General features: G+C 38.5%; 10 protein-coding genes. 6 read left to right on the forward strand and 4 right to left on the reverse strand.

Annotation, left to right across the window (positions count from 1 at the left end):
• Positions 1 to 4: 4 nt before the first annotated feature.
• Positions 5 to 637, reverse strand: a complete 633-nt coding sequence (locus ACZZZW_RS19095) for a hydrolase (protein ID WP_463495841.1) — start codon at positions 635 to 637, stop codon at positions 5 to 7.
• Between the two features lie 1,286 nt (positions 638 to 1,923).
• On the opposite strand from ACZZZW_RS19095, the gene ACZZZW_RS19100 reads away from it, so the two are divergent.
• The 5 genes from ACZZZW_RS19100 to ACZZZW_RS19120 all read left to right on the forward strand — a co-directional run bounded on the left by ACZZZW_RS19100 (position 1,924) and on the right by ACZZZW_RS19120 (position 12,567).
• Positions 1,924 to 3,615: a sigma-54 interaction domain-containing protein gene (locus ACZZZW_RS19100; RefSeq protein ID WP_463495844.1), complete on the forward strand. Its 1,692-nt coding sequence runs from the start codon at positions 1,924 to 1,926 to the stop codon at positions 3,613 to 3,615.
• A 5-nt stretch (positions 3,616 to 3,620) separates the two neighbouring features.
• Complete coding sequence (locus tag ACZZZW_RS19105; protein WP_463495846.1) at positions 3,621 to 5,972, forward strand: tetratricopeptide repeat-containing sensor histidine kinase; 2,352 nt, start codon at positions 3,621 to 3,623, stop codon at positions 5,970 to 5,972.
• Between the two features lie 6 nt (positions 5,973 to 5,978).
• Positions 5,979 to 7,901 carry a sigma 54-interacting transcriptional regulator gene (locus tag ACZZZW_RS19110; protein ID WP_463495849.1) on the forward strand — a complete coding sequence of 641 codons (1,923 nt, stop codon included), beginning with the start codon at positions 5,979 to 5,981 and terminating at the stop codon, positions 7,899 to 7,901.
• Positions 7,902 to 8,067: 166 nt separating this feature from the next.
• Positions 8,068 to 10,023: a sigma 54-interacting transcriptional regulator gene (locus tag ACZZZW_RS19115; protein WP_463495851.1), complete on the forward strand. Its 1,956-nt coding sequence runs from the start codon at positions 8,068 to 8,070 to the stop codon at positions 10,021 to 10,023.
• 75 nt (positions 10,024 to 10,098) lie between these two features.
• On the forward strand, positions 10,099 to 12,567 hold the full coding sequence (locus ACZZZW_RS19120; RefSeq protein WP_463495854.1) for a tetratricopeptide repeat-containing sensor histidine kinase: 2,469 nt from the start codon (positions 10,099 to 10,101) through the stop codon (positions 12,565 to 12,567).
• 23 nt (positions 12,568 to 12,590) lie between these two features.
• On the opposite strand, the gene ACZZZW_RS19125 is transcribed toward ACZZZW_RS19120, so the two are convergent.
• On the reverse strand, positions 12,591 to 14,204 hold the full coding sequence (locus ACZZZW_RS19125; RefSeq protein WP_055907176.1) for a Na+/H+ antiporter: 1,614 nt from the start codon (positions 14,202 to 14,204) through the stop codon (positions 12,591 to 12,593).
• A 476-nt stretch (positions 14,205 to 14,680) separates the two neighbouring features.
• On the opposite strand from ACZZZW_RS19125, the gene ACZZZW_RS19130 reads away from it, so the two are divergent.
• Positions 14,681 to 15,499, forward strand: a complete 819-nt coding sequence (locus tag ACZZZW_RS19130) for an alpha/beta fold hydrolase (protein WP_463495857.1) — start codon at positions 14,681 to 14,683, stop codon at positions 15,497 to 15,499.
• Positions 15,500 to 16,034: 535 nt separating this feature from the next.
• Here ACZZZW_RS19130 and ACZZZW_RS19135 read toward each other — a convergent pair.
• Together ACZZZW_RS19135 and ACZZZW_RS19140 are read right to left on the reverse strand one after the other, a co-directional pair.
• Entirely contained in the window at positions 16,035 to 16,979 is a 945-nt protein-coding gene (locus ACZZZW_RS19135; protein ID WP_463495859.1) for a hypothetical protein, read from the reverse strand.
• Positions 16,980 to 17,011: 32 nt separating this feature from the next.
• Complete coding sequence (locus ACZZZW_RS19140; RefSeq protein ID WP_463495861.1) at positions 17,012 to 18,220, reverse strand: DUF4998 domain-containing protein; 1,209 nt, start codon at positions 18,218 to 18,220, stop codon at positions 17,012 to 17,014.
• Between the last annotated feature and the right edge of the window lies 1 nt (position 18,221).

Here is an 18,221-nt window from a genome sequence, read left to right on the forward strand (position 1 = left end):
AGGATTAGTGTTTTAACATTTTGTGTGCGTACTGAATGCCAAGACCATAACCCGCACCATATTTTTTCATCAATGTAGTTACAGGCTCATAGGTTTCTGTTCTTGCCCAATCTCTCTGCAATTCGAGGAGATATTGAACCGATGTTACTGGTTTTACCCCTGCATGTACCATTCGTTGTACTGCACGTTCGTGTGCCTCATTGCTTACATCGCCACAGGCATCGGTAATTACGAAAACATCAAAACCTTCTGATAAAGCAGATAATGCCGGACCAACGATGCAAACGCCTGTCCAAAGGCCAGCCAATACAAGTTTCTTTTTTCCTGTTCCGGTAATTGCTTTGTAAGCAGGTTCATCCTCCCAGGTATTCATCGAAGTTCTATCAATATAATTTGAAGTGGCCTGAGGATAAAATTCTTCAACTTCCGGAAAAACTGGTCCTGAAAAAGATTCTTCAGCAACAGTGGTTACAATGGTTGGGATATTAAAAATTTTAGATGCACCGCAAATAATGGCTACATTGGTACGGAGTTCGGTAATGGCAATGCTCTTTGTTGCAAAAGCCATTTGTCCTTCAAAATCAATCAATACTAAGGCGTGGTTTTCTGGGGATAATAAGTCTGGTGATGGTTTCATAATTATAATATTTTTTGTTTCTATCATCTTTCCAAGAAACATACCATCAGTTAAGATCTTATATATCAATTATTTACAATTAAAAAGCGAGTTTACTATTAACTATATATCGTTGATTTACGAATTTTGAGTTTTTTAACAACAAGGTGCTGAGGAAAATAGTTCCACTACATCGTCTTCCTGAATTTATTTCAGGATCTGTTCACTTGTACTGATAGATGCTGAAACAAGTTCAGCAGGACGATATATGTGTAGTAATTAAAACAAGTTCAGCAGGACGAATTTGGTGTGTTGGTTTTTACCACAAAGAACACTAAGGAAAACACGAAGCTGGGTAATTAGAATCTTCTTCCGTCACACCGTCATCCTGAATTTATTTCAGGATCTGTTTTATCATTTGCGATGATAAGATGCTGAAACGAGTTCAGCAGGACGACTTGGTGTTTTGGTTTTTACCACAGAGAACACGGAGCTGGGTTATTAGAATCCTATTCCGTCACATCGTCTTCCTGAATTTATTTCAGGACCTGTTTTTGCGTGGATAAGATGCTGAAACAAGTTCAGCAGGACGACTTGGTGCGTTGGTTTTTACCACAGAGAACACAAAGGAAAACACGGAGCTGGGTAATTAGAATCTTCTTCCGTCACATCGTCTTCCTGAATTTATTTCAGGATCTGTTCACTTGTACTGATAGATGATGAAATAAGTTCAGCAGGACGACTCGCTGTAAATGACTAAAACAAGTTCAGAAGGACGACTTGGTGTGGTGGTTTTTACCACAGAGAACACAAAGGAAAACACGAAGTTGGGTAATTAGAGTCTTCTTTCGTCACACCGTCATCCTGAATTTATTTCAGGATCTGTTTTTGCGTGGATAAGATGCTGAAACGAGTTCAGCAGGACGACTCGCTGTGAATGACTGAAATAAGTTCAGCAGGACGACTTGGTATTTTGGTTTTTACCACAGAGAACACAAGGAAAACACGGAGCTGAATAATTAGAATCTTCTTCCGTCACATCGTCTTCCTGAATTTATTTCAGGATCTGTTTTTGCGTGGATAAGATGCTGAAACAAGTTGAGCAGGACGAAATATGGGTGATAAAATCTCTGAAATATGCCCGAGAAAACAATACTTATAACGAAATTATACAAAAAATATAAATCATAATAAACAACCATAACTTACTAAAAGTCAACAATAAAATAAACTTACTCACGAAATTTCGTTACATATTTAACACACCAGTAATCATTAATTAAAATTATAAACCTTACTTTAGCAGCATGGAAAGCAAAGGCAATTTATCTGAAGTTCAAAATCAAGAACATGCCGGCGTAAGTTTTGATGAAGCTTTCTCTCTTGAAAATGAAAATTCACTTCTGAAAAAAAAGCTCGAGCAAAAAGAAAGAGAAAATGCAGTGCTGTTATCGTTAAGCAATTCAATAGCTTCCATTCGCAATAAGCTTGATCTTTTTGAAGTAATTGACCAAAAGCTTAAAAAACTCTTCGATTTTAATGATTTTGTAATCTGTTTGATCAATGAAGACCAGAAATCCCATAGTGCTTTTATCTATAACCAAAAAGAAGATTTCCTTAAAACAGCAGGTATAGCGCCAGAAGCTTCTAAGAAATATACACTTAATGATGGCATGTGCAGGGCAATGATTTCATCAGAAAAGCCAATCGTTTTTAACGTAAAAGATGTTTTGACCTGGGATGATGCACCTGCCTGGCTGGAATTTTGGCACAATAAAGGCATTAAAGAAATGATCGGACTTAAAATGGTCGATCGATCGGGATGCATTGGTTTCTTTTACCTCTACACTAGAAATATAAATTCTTTATCCAACATCTATTTTGATTTACTTCACGGTATTTCGTTACAAATTTCAATCGCAATATCGAACATTATCGCAAACGAAAAAATCGAGCGGCAATTAGTAGAAATCAATGCATACAAAGAGAAATTAGAAGGCGAAAAAAGTTACCTGAAGGAAGAAATTCAACACAAATACAACCATTCAGAAATTATTGGTCAGAGCCAGCAAATAAAAGGAATTTTTCACCTCATTGATCATGTAGCGGCTACTGATAGCACAGTGCTCATTATTGGAGAAACAGGAACCGGAAAGGAACTGATTGCGAGGGCGTTACATAATGCCTCACTTCGGAAAAAGGAATTGATGGTAAAAATTAATTGCGCTGCAATTCCCACAGGTTTGGCTGAAAGTGAACTTTTTGGACATGAAAAAGGCAGTTTTACAGGCGCAACAGAGCGGCGGATCGGGAAGTTTGAGCTGGCCCATAACGGAACACTTTTTTTGGATGAAATAGGCGAACTTCCGCTTGATCTCCAGGTGAAGTTGTTAAGGGCCTTGCAGGAAAAGGAAATTGAAAGAATTGGCGGTAAAACCGTAATTAAAACAAATGTTAGAATTATTGCTGCAACCAACAGAAACCTTTTAAAAGACGTAGAAAAAGGGAATTTCAGAAGCGACTTATATTACAGATTAAACGTATTCCCCATTTCTATTCCGCCACTGAGAGAGCGATTGGAGGATATCCCAAACCTGGCAGGATTTTTTATTGAGCGCATTTCGAAAAAAACAGGTCGCCAGGTAAATTCTATTTCAAAAAGTGCCTTAAACAAACTAATGCTTTACCCATGGCCTGGCAATGTGAGGGAGCTTGAGCACCTGATAGAAAGGAGCATATTGTTAACATCGGGCAACGTGTTAAAGGAAATACATTTACCCAAAATAGATCGGAATGAAGCCATAAACAATACTGAGGAGCAAAAGATCAAGAGTATCCACGAGAACGAACGCGACCATATTTTATCGATACTAAAACGCTGTAAAGGTAAAATCTCCGGTGTTGGTGGTGCTGCAGAAATCTTAAATATTCCTGCTACTACCCTAAACTCAAAAATTAAAAAATTTAAAATTACAAGAGAACATATCCTGAATAAGTAAAATTGATGATTGATTTAAAAAAACTGCTTAAATATACGATTGCAAGAAAAAGCATCAATAAAATTGTGCTGCTTTTTGCTGTGTTCGGAATTTTTAGTTTAATCCTCATTAAAAGTAAAAATACCTCAGCCCGAAACCAGTTAAACAGTTCAAGTACAGATTCTTTACAAACATTAAAAACACTTCTTGCTGAGTCAAAACCCGATACGAACAGGGTAAAATACTTTTTAAGTCTTGCCAGCCATTTCATCAGGCAAAAAGGCAATAATCCTAAAAATTTGGCAAGTGCTTCATTGTACCTGAGAAACGCATTAAATCTATCCCAAAAAATTATTTCCGCAAACTGGGAATACCGCAGTTGGATGATGTATGGCCGATTTTACAATAAAAAACATTTTAGGGTGCAACAGGCTTTGGCCTATGAAAAAGCAATTTCTATAGCAAAAGCAATCAACAACAAAAAATTTGAGGCGAACGCCTGGTACACCTATTATATAAATGTGCCGGATACGGTTTCGGATTACAAAAACAAATCATTTTACAACCGTGCCGCCAATGCACATGCTTTATATAAGGAAATAGGCACTTCTTTTAACGAGAAATACAGAGAGGCAACAGTTTTAAAGGCTATGGCCGATTTTCATTTAGAGGAAGAAAAGTTTGATCTGTCGATAAAAGAACTATTTGAGGTTATTGCACTGGATAGAAAGTTTAAACTGCCCGATTTGCCAATGGCTTATGATTTACTTTCTGCAGTTTACGAAAGAAAGGGAGAATTAAGTAAGGCACTAAATTGCGCTTTGCTAAGCGTAAAAATTGCACAAAACAATCACGAAGAAGTGCTCGATACGTATCTAAATCGCGTTGGTTCTGCTTACGAGGCCATGGGCAAAACGAAAGAAAGCATTGCCTGGTACAGTAAAACCCTTAACAATCAGGAAAAAAATGATCCTTACCGGTTTGTTACCGCCTATTCTATTACTAGCCAGATGATTAAACTGGGGCAGGCCAAAAAAGCATTATCCATACTGGAAAGAACTTGGAAGGAAGTTAATAATCCTTCAAGCGGCCACGAATATTTTATGTATCTGGCATTTGGCGAATGTTACTCGGCATTAAAAAAATACAATCTCGCTAAAAAGTACTTCGATCAACTGCTTGTAGATGGCACCTTAAAAAGCTACTCCAATACTTTTCAAACTTCTGTATTCTTCTCCGTAAGCGAATTTTACTTTGCACAGAACAAATACCAACTTGCCTTACAATTTGCCGAAAAGGCCCGCGAAAACCAAATCAGCATGACGTTGCCGAGGCAGATCCGTTTAAATGAAATTCTTTACAAAATTGATTTATCTACAAAGCATCCGGCAGAAGCAATTACCCACCTCCAAACTTTTCACAAGCTTAGGGATTCCATGCTTAGTCAGGAAAATTTAAATACCATTGAGCGTTTACAGGTAGAGTTTCAGGCCTCGCAAAAAGAAAATGAAAATGAAATTCTGCGGAAAAAATCACAATTGCAGAGCCAGGAGCTTAACCGCATTCAACTGATAAAAAATGCTACAGTTGTTGGTCTCGCCTTTTTAACCGTTTTAATCCTCCTCATTTATGGCAGGTTTAGGCTGAAAAAGAAACTTCATGATACATTGGTGAAGAAAAAAGCAGATATCGACCTTGCCTATGCAGCACTTGAAGTTAATGTGCAACAAAAAAACAAACTGATTGAAGAAAAAGAAAGCTTAATTAAGGAAGTGCACCACCGGGTTAAAAACAACCTTCAGCTTACCATGAGCTTGTTAAACAGCCAGAGCTATTACCTGGAAGATGTTTCGGCAATAGAAGCCATAAAAGAGAGTCAGCACCGGCTTAAAAGCATTGCATTAATTCATCAAAAGCTCTATCAAACAGATAACGTCTCCACGATCAATATTCAGCCGTATATTATGGAACTGGTTGAGTATTTAAAAGAAAGCCTTTCGGATGATAAAAGGTTAAATTTTGAATTGGATATTTTAAACCTCGAACTGGATATTACAAAAGCAGTACCAATGGGTTTGATTATTAACGAGGCCATTACCAATATTTTTAAATACGCATTTCCAAACACAACTGGCGGACAGATTTCGGTTAGTTTAAAAAAGTACCAGGAAACACAATATAAATTATCAATAAAAGACAATGGAATTGGTTTAGCACCTGATTTTGACTATGAACAAAGCCGTACGCTGGGCCTTACCTTAATGAAAGGGCTAAGTGCGCAAATTGATGGTATTTTTAACATGGAAGATAATAACGGTGTATTGGTAAGCCTGATTTTTGCAAACACACCGGAAGACTTATTATTATCGAATGATTAAATGAAGATGAATACGGAAAAAATTCTAATTGTTGAAGATGAGTTTATTGTAGCCCACGATCTGCAAATGATTTTACAACGTGCCGGGTATACCGTTGCAGGCATTGCCGATTCAGTAAAAAGTGCACAGGCCATACTCGAAAAACAATCGGTAGATCTTGTTCTTTTGGATATTTACCTAAAAGGCAGGCTTACCGGAATTGATTTGGCACAGCAGCTGATGAAAAGCCAGATTCCTTTCATTTATATTTCGGCAAACTCGAACGAAAAAGTATTGGAGGCGGCAAAATCTACCGCACCGTATGGGTTTATTGTTAAACCCTATCGGGATCGTGACGTTTTAATGAGCATAGATATTGCCAGGTACCGAAAGGAAAACAACAACAACATGAAAATGAGCAGCGAGCTTTTTATGCGCGATTTTATTGTTGATATTTCCTTAAAATCGTTAACCTGGCAAAAGAAAATTTTGTCGATTGCACGCGCTTTTCAGCCCTATATCCCATTTGATTTTATCGCACTTTCGGGCATTGGAAAAGATAAAAAGCGGTACAGCGAAATTGGAATTACCAGAAAAAATTTCGATTTATATGATTTATTTACCGTAAACGAATTTTTAACCTACACGGGTTTAAGCAGGGCCGAATACAACAAAATAAACCAACTGGTGCCACAAACCACAGCCGATGCCATTTATATCGGCGATGATTTTGAAGCGGTAAAAAAAGCTGCCGCGATGAAAAATTTAATTGCCACCACCTATCACCTTCATTCCAATCTGGTAAAAACATTTCACCTCGAAAATGGCGATCAGATCAGTTTCTCATTTTACAGCAGAACAGAAAACATTTACCATCAGGCACATATGGAAATGCTTAATTTCTTATCGGGCACACTGGCGAAAAAACTGGTACACATCATCGAACTCGAAAAAGCCGGAATAGAACCTGTTTCACATAAAGAAAGCGATCATAACCCACTGGCAAAAAAAGATTTCGAAAACATTATTGGCAAAAGCACGGCCTTATTGAGCGTTTTAGATAAGATAAAAATCGTTGCTCCAACGGATACATCGGTATTAATTACCGGAGAAAGCGGAACAGGAAAAGAAGAAATTGCAAAAAGCCTGCACCGTTTATCACACAGAAATACAAAACCCATGGTGGCGGTAAATTGTGCTGCATTACCCGGCGATTTAATTGAATCTATTTTATTTGGGCACGAAAAAGGAGCTTTTACAGGTGCAATTGATACCAGAATAGGGAAATTTGAAGAGGCCAACGGCGGCACCATCTTTTTAGATGAAATTGGTGAAATGCCTTTCGATCTTCAGGCTAAACTGCTTAGGGCATTGCAAGAAAAGGAAATTGAGCGCATTGGTGGTAAAGCTCCCATTAATGTTGATTTACGGATAATTGCAGCCACCAACCTCAATTTAGAAAAAGAGATTGCCAAAGGGAGGTTCAGACTTGACCTTTTCTACCGCCTCAATGTTTTTCCGATACAGGCTCCCCCACTCCGGCAGCGTAAAACAGATATTCCGGTATTGGCCGATTTTTTTGCGCAGAAACATGCCAAAGCCATTGGAAAAAGTGTGCCACAAATACCGCTCGATTTTATGGATAAACTTATGCTATATGATTGGCCGGGTAACATCCGTGAGCTGGAACATGTTATGCTTCGGAGCATCCTCCTCTCTTCAAACAGCAAACTCGATCCATCTGTGCTCGAACCCGGAATTAAAAATGAGGATGCTACTTCGCAAAGTGGAATAAAATCAATCAGCGAAAACGAAAGAGATCACATTATCAGGGTATTAGAACTCTGTAAAGGCAAGGTTGCTGGCAGCGGTGGCGCAGCCGAACTATTGGGCATCCCGGCAACCACATTAAATTCAAAAATAAAAAAACTCAATATTCAACGCTCATGATATTTAGTAAATCGACGATATATCATCAATTCTAAAATATAGTAAAGCAAATAAAGTGCTGATAAACAAAAGCTTAGTTTATGGTATTTTTCTTGATTTGATGATACCATGTTAACCTCCACAAACCTTAATTGTGGGTTTATTATTACGCTCGCTGAAATTGAACATGAAACAGAAGATCTTAATTGTAGAAGATGAATTTATTGTAGCCAACGATCTGCGGATTATGCTCGAAAAAGCTGGTTATAAAGTGTGTGGGATTGCACCATCGGTAGTAAAGGCTCTTGAATTAATCGCAACAAAAGAACCCGACTGGATTTTGCTTGATATTTTTTTGCAGGGTGATAAAACTGGAATCGATTTAGCTGGTGAACTTACCAAAATGGGCATTCCTTTTATTTATATCTCTGCAAACACCAACCAGGGGATTTTGGAAGCCGCAAAAGCAACCCTGCCCTATGGCTTTCTGGTTAAACCTTTCCGCGAGAAAGACTTGATGGTGATGCTGGACATCGCCCGCTACAGGCATGAACAAAACCAGAAATACAATCACCATGCTGAGCCATCGCTACAAAACCAAATCGAACATATTGCCGAAAAGCAAGAATCTGGCTCAGAAAGGCTGAAACAAATCAGCACCGTTTTGCACCCTGTGGTACCTTTTGATTTTTTGTGGATTACCCGATCAACACCGCGTACCACAACGAAAGATGTATACATCAGCCGCAGCGCGGAGGGTAAATTCAATATCCTGAATACCGATGCCTTATTAAAAGAAACCAGTATTTCTGGTCGGGATTTTAAGGCATGGAACAGCAATGCGATTATTTATAATGGAAAATCGATTTTTAACGGTTACGATTTTCGGAAATTGAGAATGGAAAGTTTGTACATCCAGGCGCTTTCTAATCATTACAATCTTGGATCGGCCTTAATTACCGAAATTGAAAGGGATGGCGAAGTGTTTCAGTTCGTTTTCTTTAATAAACTTTCAGATATTTATACCAAAGTGCATTCGGGTATAATTAATCAGTTCAAAAAAAGCCTTGAGCTCGTTTTAGATAAAATCATTTTCAGTAAGGATAGTGTTGCAGAATCTCCTGTAATAACCGCACCAGCAGTTGAAAAAACCATTATTAAAAAGGAGCAGGCAATAGAAAAGCCTAAAGATTTTAATGGCATTATCGGGAACAGCAGTTTACTGCATGCCGCTTTTAAAAAGCTGGAGCTGGTGGCACCTGATGACACTTCGGTGCTTATTTTGGGCGAAAGTGGTACAGGAAAAGAAAAAATAGCACAAACCATTCATAAATTATCTCCGCGGAAAAACAAACCACTGGTTACCGTAAACTGTGCGGCATTGCCTTTAACATTAATAGAATCGGAGCTTTTTGGACATGAAAAAGGTTCATTTACAGGTGCGAACGATAAACGTATCGGTAAATTTGAACAGGCCGACGGAGGTTCGATTTTTCTTGATGAGATTGGCGAACTTCCTTTAGAAGCACAGGTAAAACTTTTAAGGGTACTGCAAGAAAAAGAAATTGAACGTTTGGGCGGAAATTACACCAAGAAAATAAACGTCAGAATTATTACGGCCACCAACAGAAACCTTGAGAAAGAAGTTGCAGAAGGCCGTTTCCGCCTGGATTTATACTATAGATTGAATGTTTTTCCAATTGAATTACCTTCTTTACGTGATAGAAAAGAGGATATACCTGCTTTAGTTGCTTATTTTATTGATAAATATGGCAAAAAAGGATCTTCATCGGTTACTGCGATAGCTGCTGATGCGCTGAATGAACTGCAGGATTACGACTGGCCGGGAAATATCAGGGAATTGGAACACCTCATTGAAAGAACCATGCTGCTCACAGAAGGAGATACAATAACCAAAGTTGAACTTCCTAATGTTACTGCTGCAACCAACTTTGCCGAAGGAGACCATTTTAAAGTTAAAACCATGGAAGAGATGGAAAGGGAACACATTATGAGCATTTTAAAAATGTGTAAGGGCAAAATATTTGGTCCGGGTGGTGCTGCAGAAATCCTTAACATTCCCTCAACCACCTTAAATTCAAAAATTAAAAAATTGGGAATAAAATTCGAATATGTTAAATAACAGTTTAAGTCTGAATATATATATTGTTAATTTCAGACACCCACTCAGGTAATTGATGTTGAATAAAAGAGAATTATGTTGAAGTATCTGAAAATATTTCCGATATTATTTTTACTTAGTTTGCCGCTCCAAAAGCTTTTTGCGCAAACTGAGCTGAAATATTCTTTACCAGAACTTCATCAATTGCTAAAAAACAGCAAAACAGCAGAAGAACGGATTGCTTACAACAACCGCATCAGCAATTTTTACACAAATAATAAAATTTTCAGCAAAAAAAATATCGACAGTGCCATCTATTTCGCAAATATTGCACTAAAAGAAAGTTCAGCTCAGCTTACAGGTAAATTATACGGCCAATGCCAGTTAAGCCTGGCAAAAGCAAAGTTAAAACTTAACGATGTTGGTTTTATTTTAACTCAACTAAAGCCGCAGCGGCAAGACACAAAAATTGAGTTTTTAATTGAAACAGGGTCTTATTACCTCTATAAAGCCAAAGAAGAAAAAAGTGACCTGGACAGTGCTATGCTTTTCCTTAACCAGGCATTACAACGCTCAAAAACCCTCTCCTTACCTAAACTTGAGCATTTAGCAGAGTTGTATATTTGTGACGTGTACCGGGAAAGGGGCGAAAATTTACGTGCTCAGATTGCTTTTACAACATTAATCGACAAATGTAAAAAAGCGGGCGATGATGAAACCGCAGCAGCCGCAAGTTCCAGATGGGGAGATCACCTGCCCTTTTCGCAGCAAAAATTAGCTTATTACCAAGCTGCCGCTAGGTTGTACCAACAGAGTGGCAATGTACAGGAATATATAGGTATGCAAAAAGCCATTGCAGATGTACAGTTAAATATGGGAGATTTACAAAGTGCAGAAAAAGGCTTATTATCCGTACTTGCTCAATATAAAAATTTACGCTACAAAAACCTGCAGTTTACTTACGATCTGCTTTCGGTTGTTTACAGGCTGCAGGGTAAATTAAAAGAGTCGTTATCCAATTCGCTGCTGGCCATCAGGTACATGCAGCTTACCGGAAGCGATGCAGCTAAAGGTTATTTTTTAAACAACCTGGGCAGTGCTTATGCCGAATTGGGCAATACACCAGAAAGTGTTAAAGCTTACCAGCAATCGCTTGAGGCCATGCAGTTTCAGAGTGCCGAAGCCAGGCTTACCAGTTTAAAAATGCTGGCCGATGGCTTAATTAGAGAAGGGCACTATCGTGAAGTGTTATCGCTCACTAAAATTTACGAGGCCGATAGCAAAACACCACTTGCAAAAGTAATACTGGCTACCGTAAAAGGCAATGTATACCAAAGCTTAAAACGGTATGATATTGCCGAAAAATACTACCTGCAAATGATTGATTGGGAATCGAAAATGCAATCCAATCTTTTTCATTCAGCCGAAAGCATTTATACCATTGCCCAATTTTACGCCTCACGAAACAACTTTGCAAAATCAAAGTATTATTACGAAAAGGTACTGGCATTGCCCAAGGGAGTTAGCCCATTATCGAGTATCAGAAATATTTATTATAATTTATACCAGGCCGATTCTGCCCAAAATAACCTCAAAGCAGCCATTGAGCATTATAAAAGTTATAAACAGATAAACGATTCGTTACTTAAGGCAAGGAGCAACCGCGATATGCAGGAGTTGCTCATTCAATACAAAGCCAACCAAAAAGAGCAAGACAATGAGCTTTTACGTAAAGAAAGTACTTTGCAGCACAATCAATTACAAAGGGCAGAATGGTTAACCAAGGTAACCGTTATTGGCCTTTTTGCACTTTTGGTAATTGTGGGGCTTACGTTGTACGGCTTTAGGAACCGGCAGAAAGCTAACCGTTTACTGGTATCGCATCAGCATGAAATTGAATTTAAAAATGAATCGTTACAACACCTGATTGATAAGCAAGCCAAATTATTACTGGAGAAAGAATGGTTGATTAAAGAAATTCACCATCGGATAAAAAATAACTTACAGGTAATTACCAGTTTACTGAACGCACAAAGCAACTACCTGCAAAACGACGCGGCTTTGGCAGCAATTAAAGATAGCCAAAACAGGATTCAATCCATTTCACTTATCCATCAAAAACTTTTCCAGTCTGATCATGTGGCCTCAATCAACATACACAGCTACATTGTGGATTTAATGAAATTTTTATGCGATACCTTTCATGTAAATCAAAGAATAAAATTTGAATTCGAAGTGCCGGAAATTGAATTGGATATCATACAGGCCATGCCACTGGGGCTGATAATTAATGAGGCCATAACAAACATTATTAAATATGCCTTTCCAAATAATGCCGAAGGAAAGGTTTTAATTTCATTATCCGATTTAAACAACGGCCATTACCATTTCAGCATAGAAGATAATGGAATTGGTTTGGCAAACTACCATGAAGATGAAAATGCCTCGAGTTTGGGCATTACACTGATTAAAGGTTTAGGAGGTCAGCTGGGCGGTGAAGTGAGTATAACCTCAGATGCTGGCGTTAAAATCAGTCTCGATTTTCCTGCTTTAATTAACAATTAAACAAAAACTTAGCTTTAATTAAATTAACCCAATTTTTGGTGTGGAATTTTCGTATCCGATAAATCAATCTGCATTTCCTGCTTCCTGATTACTTCATCACTAAACTGTTTTTCTTTCCGTATTTTATGCAGTTCCTGTCTTTGAATATGATAGATATCTTTTAAAATATGGTTGTAAATTTCCATCTCTGCACTTTCAATGGCTTCGCACTCCATCGATTCTAGCCGCCTGGCTGCGTGGTTTAAACTGTTTTCCAACTCATTTTTTAAACCATTTACCAAGCCATTGCCTTCAATTTCAACGGCGTAATTTTCTTTCAGCCTTTTTAATGATACGCTTAACAAGCGTTGTTTAATGCTGGCTTCTTGCTGTTCATCAGGCACTAACGGATCAATTTCATAAATATTAATCGCCTTGATGATATAAGGCAACGTAAGGCCCTGAAAAACCAGGGTTACCAAAATAACCACAAAAGTGATGAAGATAATTAAGTTTCGATGCGGAAAATTAATGTTTGCCGCAGTGGTAATGGGCAATGAGAGTGCCGCAGCCAAAGAAACTACACCCCGCATACCAGCCCAGCCGATAATTAACGGTCCTTTCCAACCCGGATGGGCTTCACTCTTTCTTACCTTTGCCGATAACCACCTTGGAATAAACGCAACAGGGTAAATCCACGCAATACGCAGCACAATTACCAGGGCACTGATAACCAAACCATAAGCAGAAGCTTCCCAAAGGGAATACCCCTCTAAACCAGCCATAATGATGGGTAACGCTAACCCGATTAATATAAATACAAGCGCATTAAGGATCACCGTTAATGTTGCCCATACATTAATGGCCTGTAAACGGCTTTGGCCATCTACAAAAATCTCGTGCGAACGGTATGATAAAAACAAACCTCCACTAACTACAGCCATTACCCCCGAAAAATGAAACTGCTCGGCAGCCAGATACATGAAATAAGGAGAAATTAACGTAATTGCGGCATCTATACTTGGTGTAGTAGGTAAAAAACGATGAATCAGATACAGTACATGTGCTACAGCCAAACCAATTACAATGCCCATCACAGTGCTTAAGAAAAAATCGCCTGCTGCATTTGAAAAAGAAAACTGCCCAGTTATTACGGCTGCCAGTGCAAAACGGAGTACAATTAAACTGGATGCATCATTAACCAGGCTTTCACCCTCTAAAATAGTGGTAATTCGCTTTGGAACTTTTATATTTTTTAAAACCGAGGTCGCTGCAATGGCATCTGGCGGAGAAACTATACCGCCAAGTAAAAAGCCCATAGCAAGGGTAAAACCCGGAATCATGGATGAAGTTAAAAATGCCACCGCCACCGACGTGATGATAACCAGGCCGAAAGCAAGCAAACTGATTGGCCGGCGCCAACGCCAGAAATCATTCCATGAGGTGTACCAGGCTGCCTCATAAAGCAACGGAGGAAGAAAAATCAGAAATATCATTTCCGGATCGATAGACATTGGCGGGATACCCGGAATATAGCTAATTCCCAGACCCGCAATTACCAAAAAGATCGGATAAGAAATTTTCACCTTTTGTGCCAGCATAATCAACAGGAAAGCAGCAGAAAGCAAAATAAGAAACTGTAAAAGGGTGTAATGCATGGCTTTTTCTCTTCAAAGAATAAACCACAAATATAATCAACAAACAATCAGTTATTTGACTGCCGGATTTATTAAAACACACAAAAATTAATGACGATATATCGTGATTTTACACAAAAATATGCCGTTTAGCTATTCTATTAAACCTAAACGAGCAAGCCATCAACACAATTTTTAATGGAGTAAAAGATTAATTATTACAAAATAATGGAAAGCAGATTAAACAATGCAACACCTCAGTAGAAATACATAAAGCAGGTAATTTCATTTTACTAAATCATTACCGTAAATTAACGAAATAAAGCCAATAGAATAATCCACATCCCAATCGTAAATACCTATATTTCAAACATTTAAAGCAATGGCCCATAATTTGAATAAATGGATTTGTAAAATATCCAGGCTTAGCGGTGATCCAAATGCGGTGATTATCGAAGCTGCTTTAAATAATTAAAATTTAATCTAATAAAAAAGCTATGAGTACTATTAAAGTAAAAGACGGAACTGAAATTTATTACAAAGATTGGGGTACAGGACAGCCAATCGTATTTCATCATGGATGGCCATTATCGGGAGATGACTGGGATACACAAATGATGTTTTTCCTTAAACAGGGATACCGTGTCATTGCACACGATCGCCGTGGACATGGCCGTTCTGGACAAAGTGCAAATGGCAACGATATGGACACTTATGTTGCCGATATTGCAGAGCTTACAGCAGCCCTCGATTTAAAAGATGCCATTCACATTGGTCACTCAACCGGTGGTGGCGAAGTTATCCGTTATGTGGCAAAACATGGCAAAGGCCGCGTTGCAAAAGCGGTATTAATTAGTGCAGTAACACCGATAATGATTCAAAACGAAAACAATCCGGAAGGCGTGCCAATGTCGATATTTGATGAAATCCGTCAAGGTACCGGTTTTACAAGAGCACAATATTTCTACGATTTTCCTGTGGCATTTTATGGCTGGAACCGCGAAGGTAAAACAGTTCAGGAAGGCATTAAACACAACTGGTGGCGCCAGGGCATGATGGGTTCTGTATTGGCACATTATGAAGGTATTAAAGCATTTTCAGAATCTGATTTTACTGAAGATTTAAAAAGTGTAGAAATTCCGGTATTGGTTTTACATGGTGAAGACGATCAGATTGTTCCTTTTAACCAGGCACCAAGAGCAGCGAAGCTTTTACCAAACGGAAAATTGATTTCTTATCCGGGTTTCCCTCACGGTATGCCAACTACGGAAGCAGAAACGATTAATAAAGATCTTTTAGCGTTTATTAAATCGTAAGTTTTTTTAAACAAAACTGTCATATTGAGCTTGTCGAAATGCCTTGTAAATTAGTTAAAAAAGTCCTTCGGCAGGCTCAGGGTGACAGATAACGCTTCAGTCCAAATAACGACTCATCTCAATTTATCTTAATTCAAGACGAGAAATCGCTAAAAATCTTGCGTCATTCCCAACTTGATTGGGAATCGTAATGCTTTAGCAGGTTATATTAAGATTCCCACCTGCGCGGGAAAGACGACCGTTTTAGGGATTTTTGCAATTAAGTTTGTAGATATGCCTTTAAATTAGTTAAATAGGTCCGTCGGCAGGCTCAGGATGAAAGATTTTGATAGAAAATTGTGTTAAAAATAAAACATAAGTTGGGTATCCACCACAACCTATGTTTTTACCAAATTTAAATTAGCTTTTGATGAGTATAAACCTCACCTAAGCTTATTATGACCGGTCCACACCGGGTATCTTATCCATAAATTGTTTATACCGGTATTCGATACAAGTTCCCCAATTTATGTACTCTTGTTAGCAAAGCACCTTCCTACCTGGTATTGCCTTCAGTTTTATAATGTACTTTAGGAAAATCTTTTTGCGCCTGTTTAAACTGAAGATCGTATTCAATCGGCCAGCCAAAAGCTTTTTCTGCAACCAATTGTAGGTTAACTCCAGCTGCACCGCTCCAGAAATGAATAAACTCCCCAAAATTTAAATCCCTGATAAAACGTCCGTTTTTATTTTTAGGGAAATTTAAAGCCAGCACTTCGAAATACCTGTTCAATACTTTTCCTTCACCATAATTGCTATAAATAGGAAAGAACCAGTTTTTAAACCACTGCGTTCCCGGCCTCGGAAAGTCGTCGTACTGGCTTTGCATCTGTGTAAACACCCTATTGGCTTCATCAGCCATTCCTATATTTTTAAGTACATCATAATTAAAAATCTCCATAAACTTACTATCTCCCCAGAGTACATCAGAAGGCGATCCTTTAGTGCCATGACTGGCACTGGTCACAATATGACCCATCTCATGTATCGGCATGCCAATCTGCTCTCCGCCTGGATTATCCCATTGCCCCAAACCACAATCGATAACGTTACGATAATCATGACTGGCATCAAAAAATGGTGATGGATGGCCACCACCATAATCTTTACCCATGGCGCGGTGCAAAATCACATACAGTTTCGGATCAGGCCCAAAATTTCCATAATTATGTTTAACGTATGCCCAACAATTGGCCATTACCGAAACAGGCCATTTAATGTTTACCGGCATATTTTTATCGTAAAAAACAGCCACATCAGCATTGCTTGCTACCAGTTTAAGCTCTTCATGGTGTTCAAACCAATGTTCTTTCCAAACAGAATCGGGAGTACTTGTTGCTTTATTAAATTGATCCTTAATCTGCGATTCAGACCTTGAAACCAGTCCCAATAATAAAATTGGGACCAGCACATAAATTATTGTTTTATTCTTATTCATCATTTACATTATTCTTCCATTTTACCAGAGCGAACCTATTTGTTCCAGAAAGTAACCTCACTGATGTTGCTGTAATAGGCATCTCCACTGGCTACCTGAATCACCCGGATCCGGATATACCGTATTGCAGGCAAACCATCAGGGAGGCTTACTTTAAATGGGGCCGATCCATCATCCGAACGTTCTACAGTTTTAAGCAACGTCCACCCTCTTCCTTTAGATTCTGCGGTCCAGCCTGGCGAATTACCTGGCGACTGCGTTTCTGCTCCTGTAAGATTTGCAATTCCCCAGATCTCAAATTTAGTGGGGTTATTGTAGCCGTTGCGCCCAATAATTTCGAACTGTGCGAGGTTGTTTATCGGTTTACCCATATCAAAAGTAAAGTGATGTGGAAGCGGAGTTTGATCGTCGCTATGGAAAATATCCGGATAATCTGTTGGTGTTTTATTTCCATTCCACAGTTGAGATAATGTGGTTTCATCCGAATAGGTGCCAACATCATTGGCGAGTTTTAGCGGGCGGAAGAGCGATTTATCTACAGGTATTAAGATATTGCTCAAAGAATCATAATCTGCTGTATAAAAGGTATCAATTGCCGATTTAACAGGGATATATGCTGATTTAAAATAAATCTTTGTTCCGGTTTTGTAGTCGGCCAGCCTGATCGAATTTTCATCCGGACTTAATGAGATTTTATGGATTGTTCCATCTTTGTAAGTGTATTTTATTTCTGTTGCAATGTTAATGGTATCGGGCTTTTCAAAGTGAAGCGTAATGCCTGTATCATCCAGCTGATAAGGATCTGCTGAAACCAGAAACCTGTTGGTTAAACTGGCTTTGTAACTATCGCCATAAATTTTTATGTTACTGATTTGAACAGGCACCGATTTATTGCCCGCTTTATCGTAAGAGTAAATGGTGAAAGAATAGTTATACTCTACCAGTTTAGGAATAATTACCGATACATCAGTAATGTTCCGATCTGGTGCTTTCATTTCCAAAGAATCAGCAAAATTGTTCCAAAAAATTCTGTAATGGGTAACACTCGGATCAGGACTTGCTTTCCAATTGAGTTTAACCCTGTAATTTCCTGGTGCTGCACCAACCTTACCCGCAAAGCCGGGATAGATCCTTTCTTTTCCGTCGAGGTATTTTCTGTAGTCGAGCGCATCTTTACTACAGCCACAAAGCACTGCAATGGCCATAAAAACCATTAAAATGCCATTTATATGTTTAGTTGTCATC

It is taken from the genome of Pedobacter sp. AC379 (assembly GCF_979258145.1).

What these genes read in the sequence shown, in the direction of transcription:
- ACZZZW_RS19095 (WP_463495841.1), bottom strand. Translation starts at nt 637, where the DNA reads ATGAAACCATCACCAGACTTATTATCCCCAGAAAACCACGCCTTAGTA.
- ACZZZW_RS19100 (WP_463495844.1), top strand. Translation starts at nt 1,924, where the DNA reads ATGGAAAGCAAAGGCAATTTATCTGAAGTTCAAAATCAAGAACATGCC.
- ACZZZW_RS19105 (WP_463495846.1), top strand. Translation starts at nt 3,621, where the DNA reads ATGATTGATTTAAAAAAACTGCTTAAATATACGATTGCAAGAAAAAGC.
- ACZZZW_RS19110 (WP_463495849.1), top strand. Translation starts at nt 5,979, where the DNA reads ATGAATACGGAAAAAATTCTAATTGTTGAAGATGAGTTTATTGTAGCC.
- ACZZZW_RS19115 (WP_463495851.1), top strand. Translation starts at nt 8,068, where the DNA reads ATGAAACAGAAGATCTTAATTGTAGAAGATGAATTTATTGTAGCCAAC.
- ACZZZW_RS19120 (WP_463495854.1), top strand. Translation starts at nt 10,099, where the DNA reads ATGTTGAAGTATCTGAAAATATTTCCGATATTATTTTTACTTAGTTTG.
- ACZZZW_RS19125 (WP_055907176.1), bottom strand. Translation starts at nt 14,204, where the DNA reads ATGCATTACACCCTTTTACAGTTTCTTATTTTGCTTTCTGCTGCTTTC.
- ACZZZW_RS19130 (WP_463495857.1), top strand. Translation starts at nt 14,681, where the DNA reads ATGAGTACTATTAAAGTAAAAGACGGAACTGAAATTTATTACAAAGAT.
- ACZZZW_RS19135 (WP_463495859.1), bottom strand. Translation starts at nt 16,979, where the DNA reads ATGATGAATAAGAATAAAACAATAATTTATGTGCTGGTCCCAATTTTA.
- ACZZZW_RS19140 (WP_463495861.1), bottom strand. Translation starts at nt 18,220, where the DNA reads ATGACAACTAAACATATAAATGGCATTTTAATGGTTTTTATGGCCATT.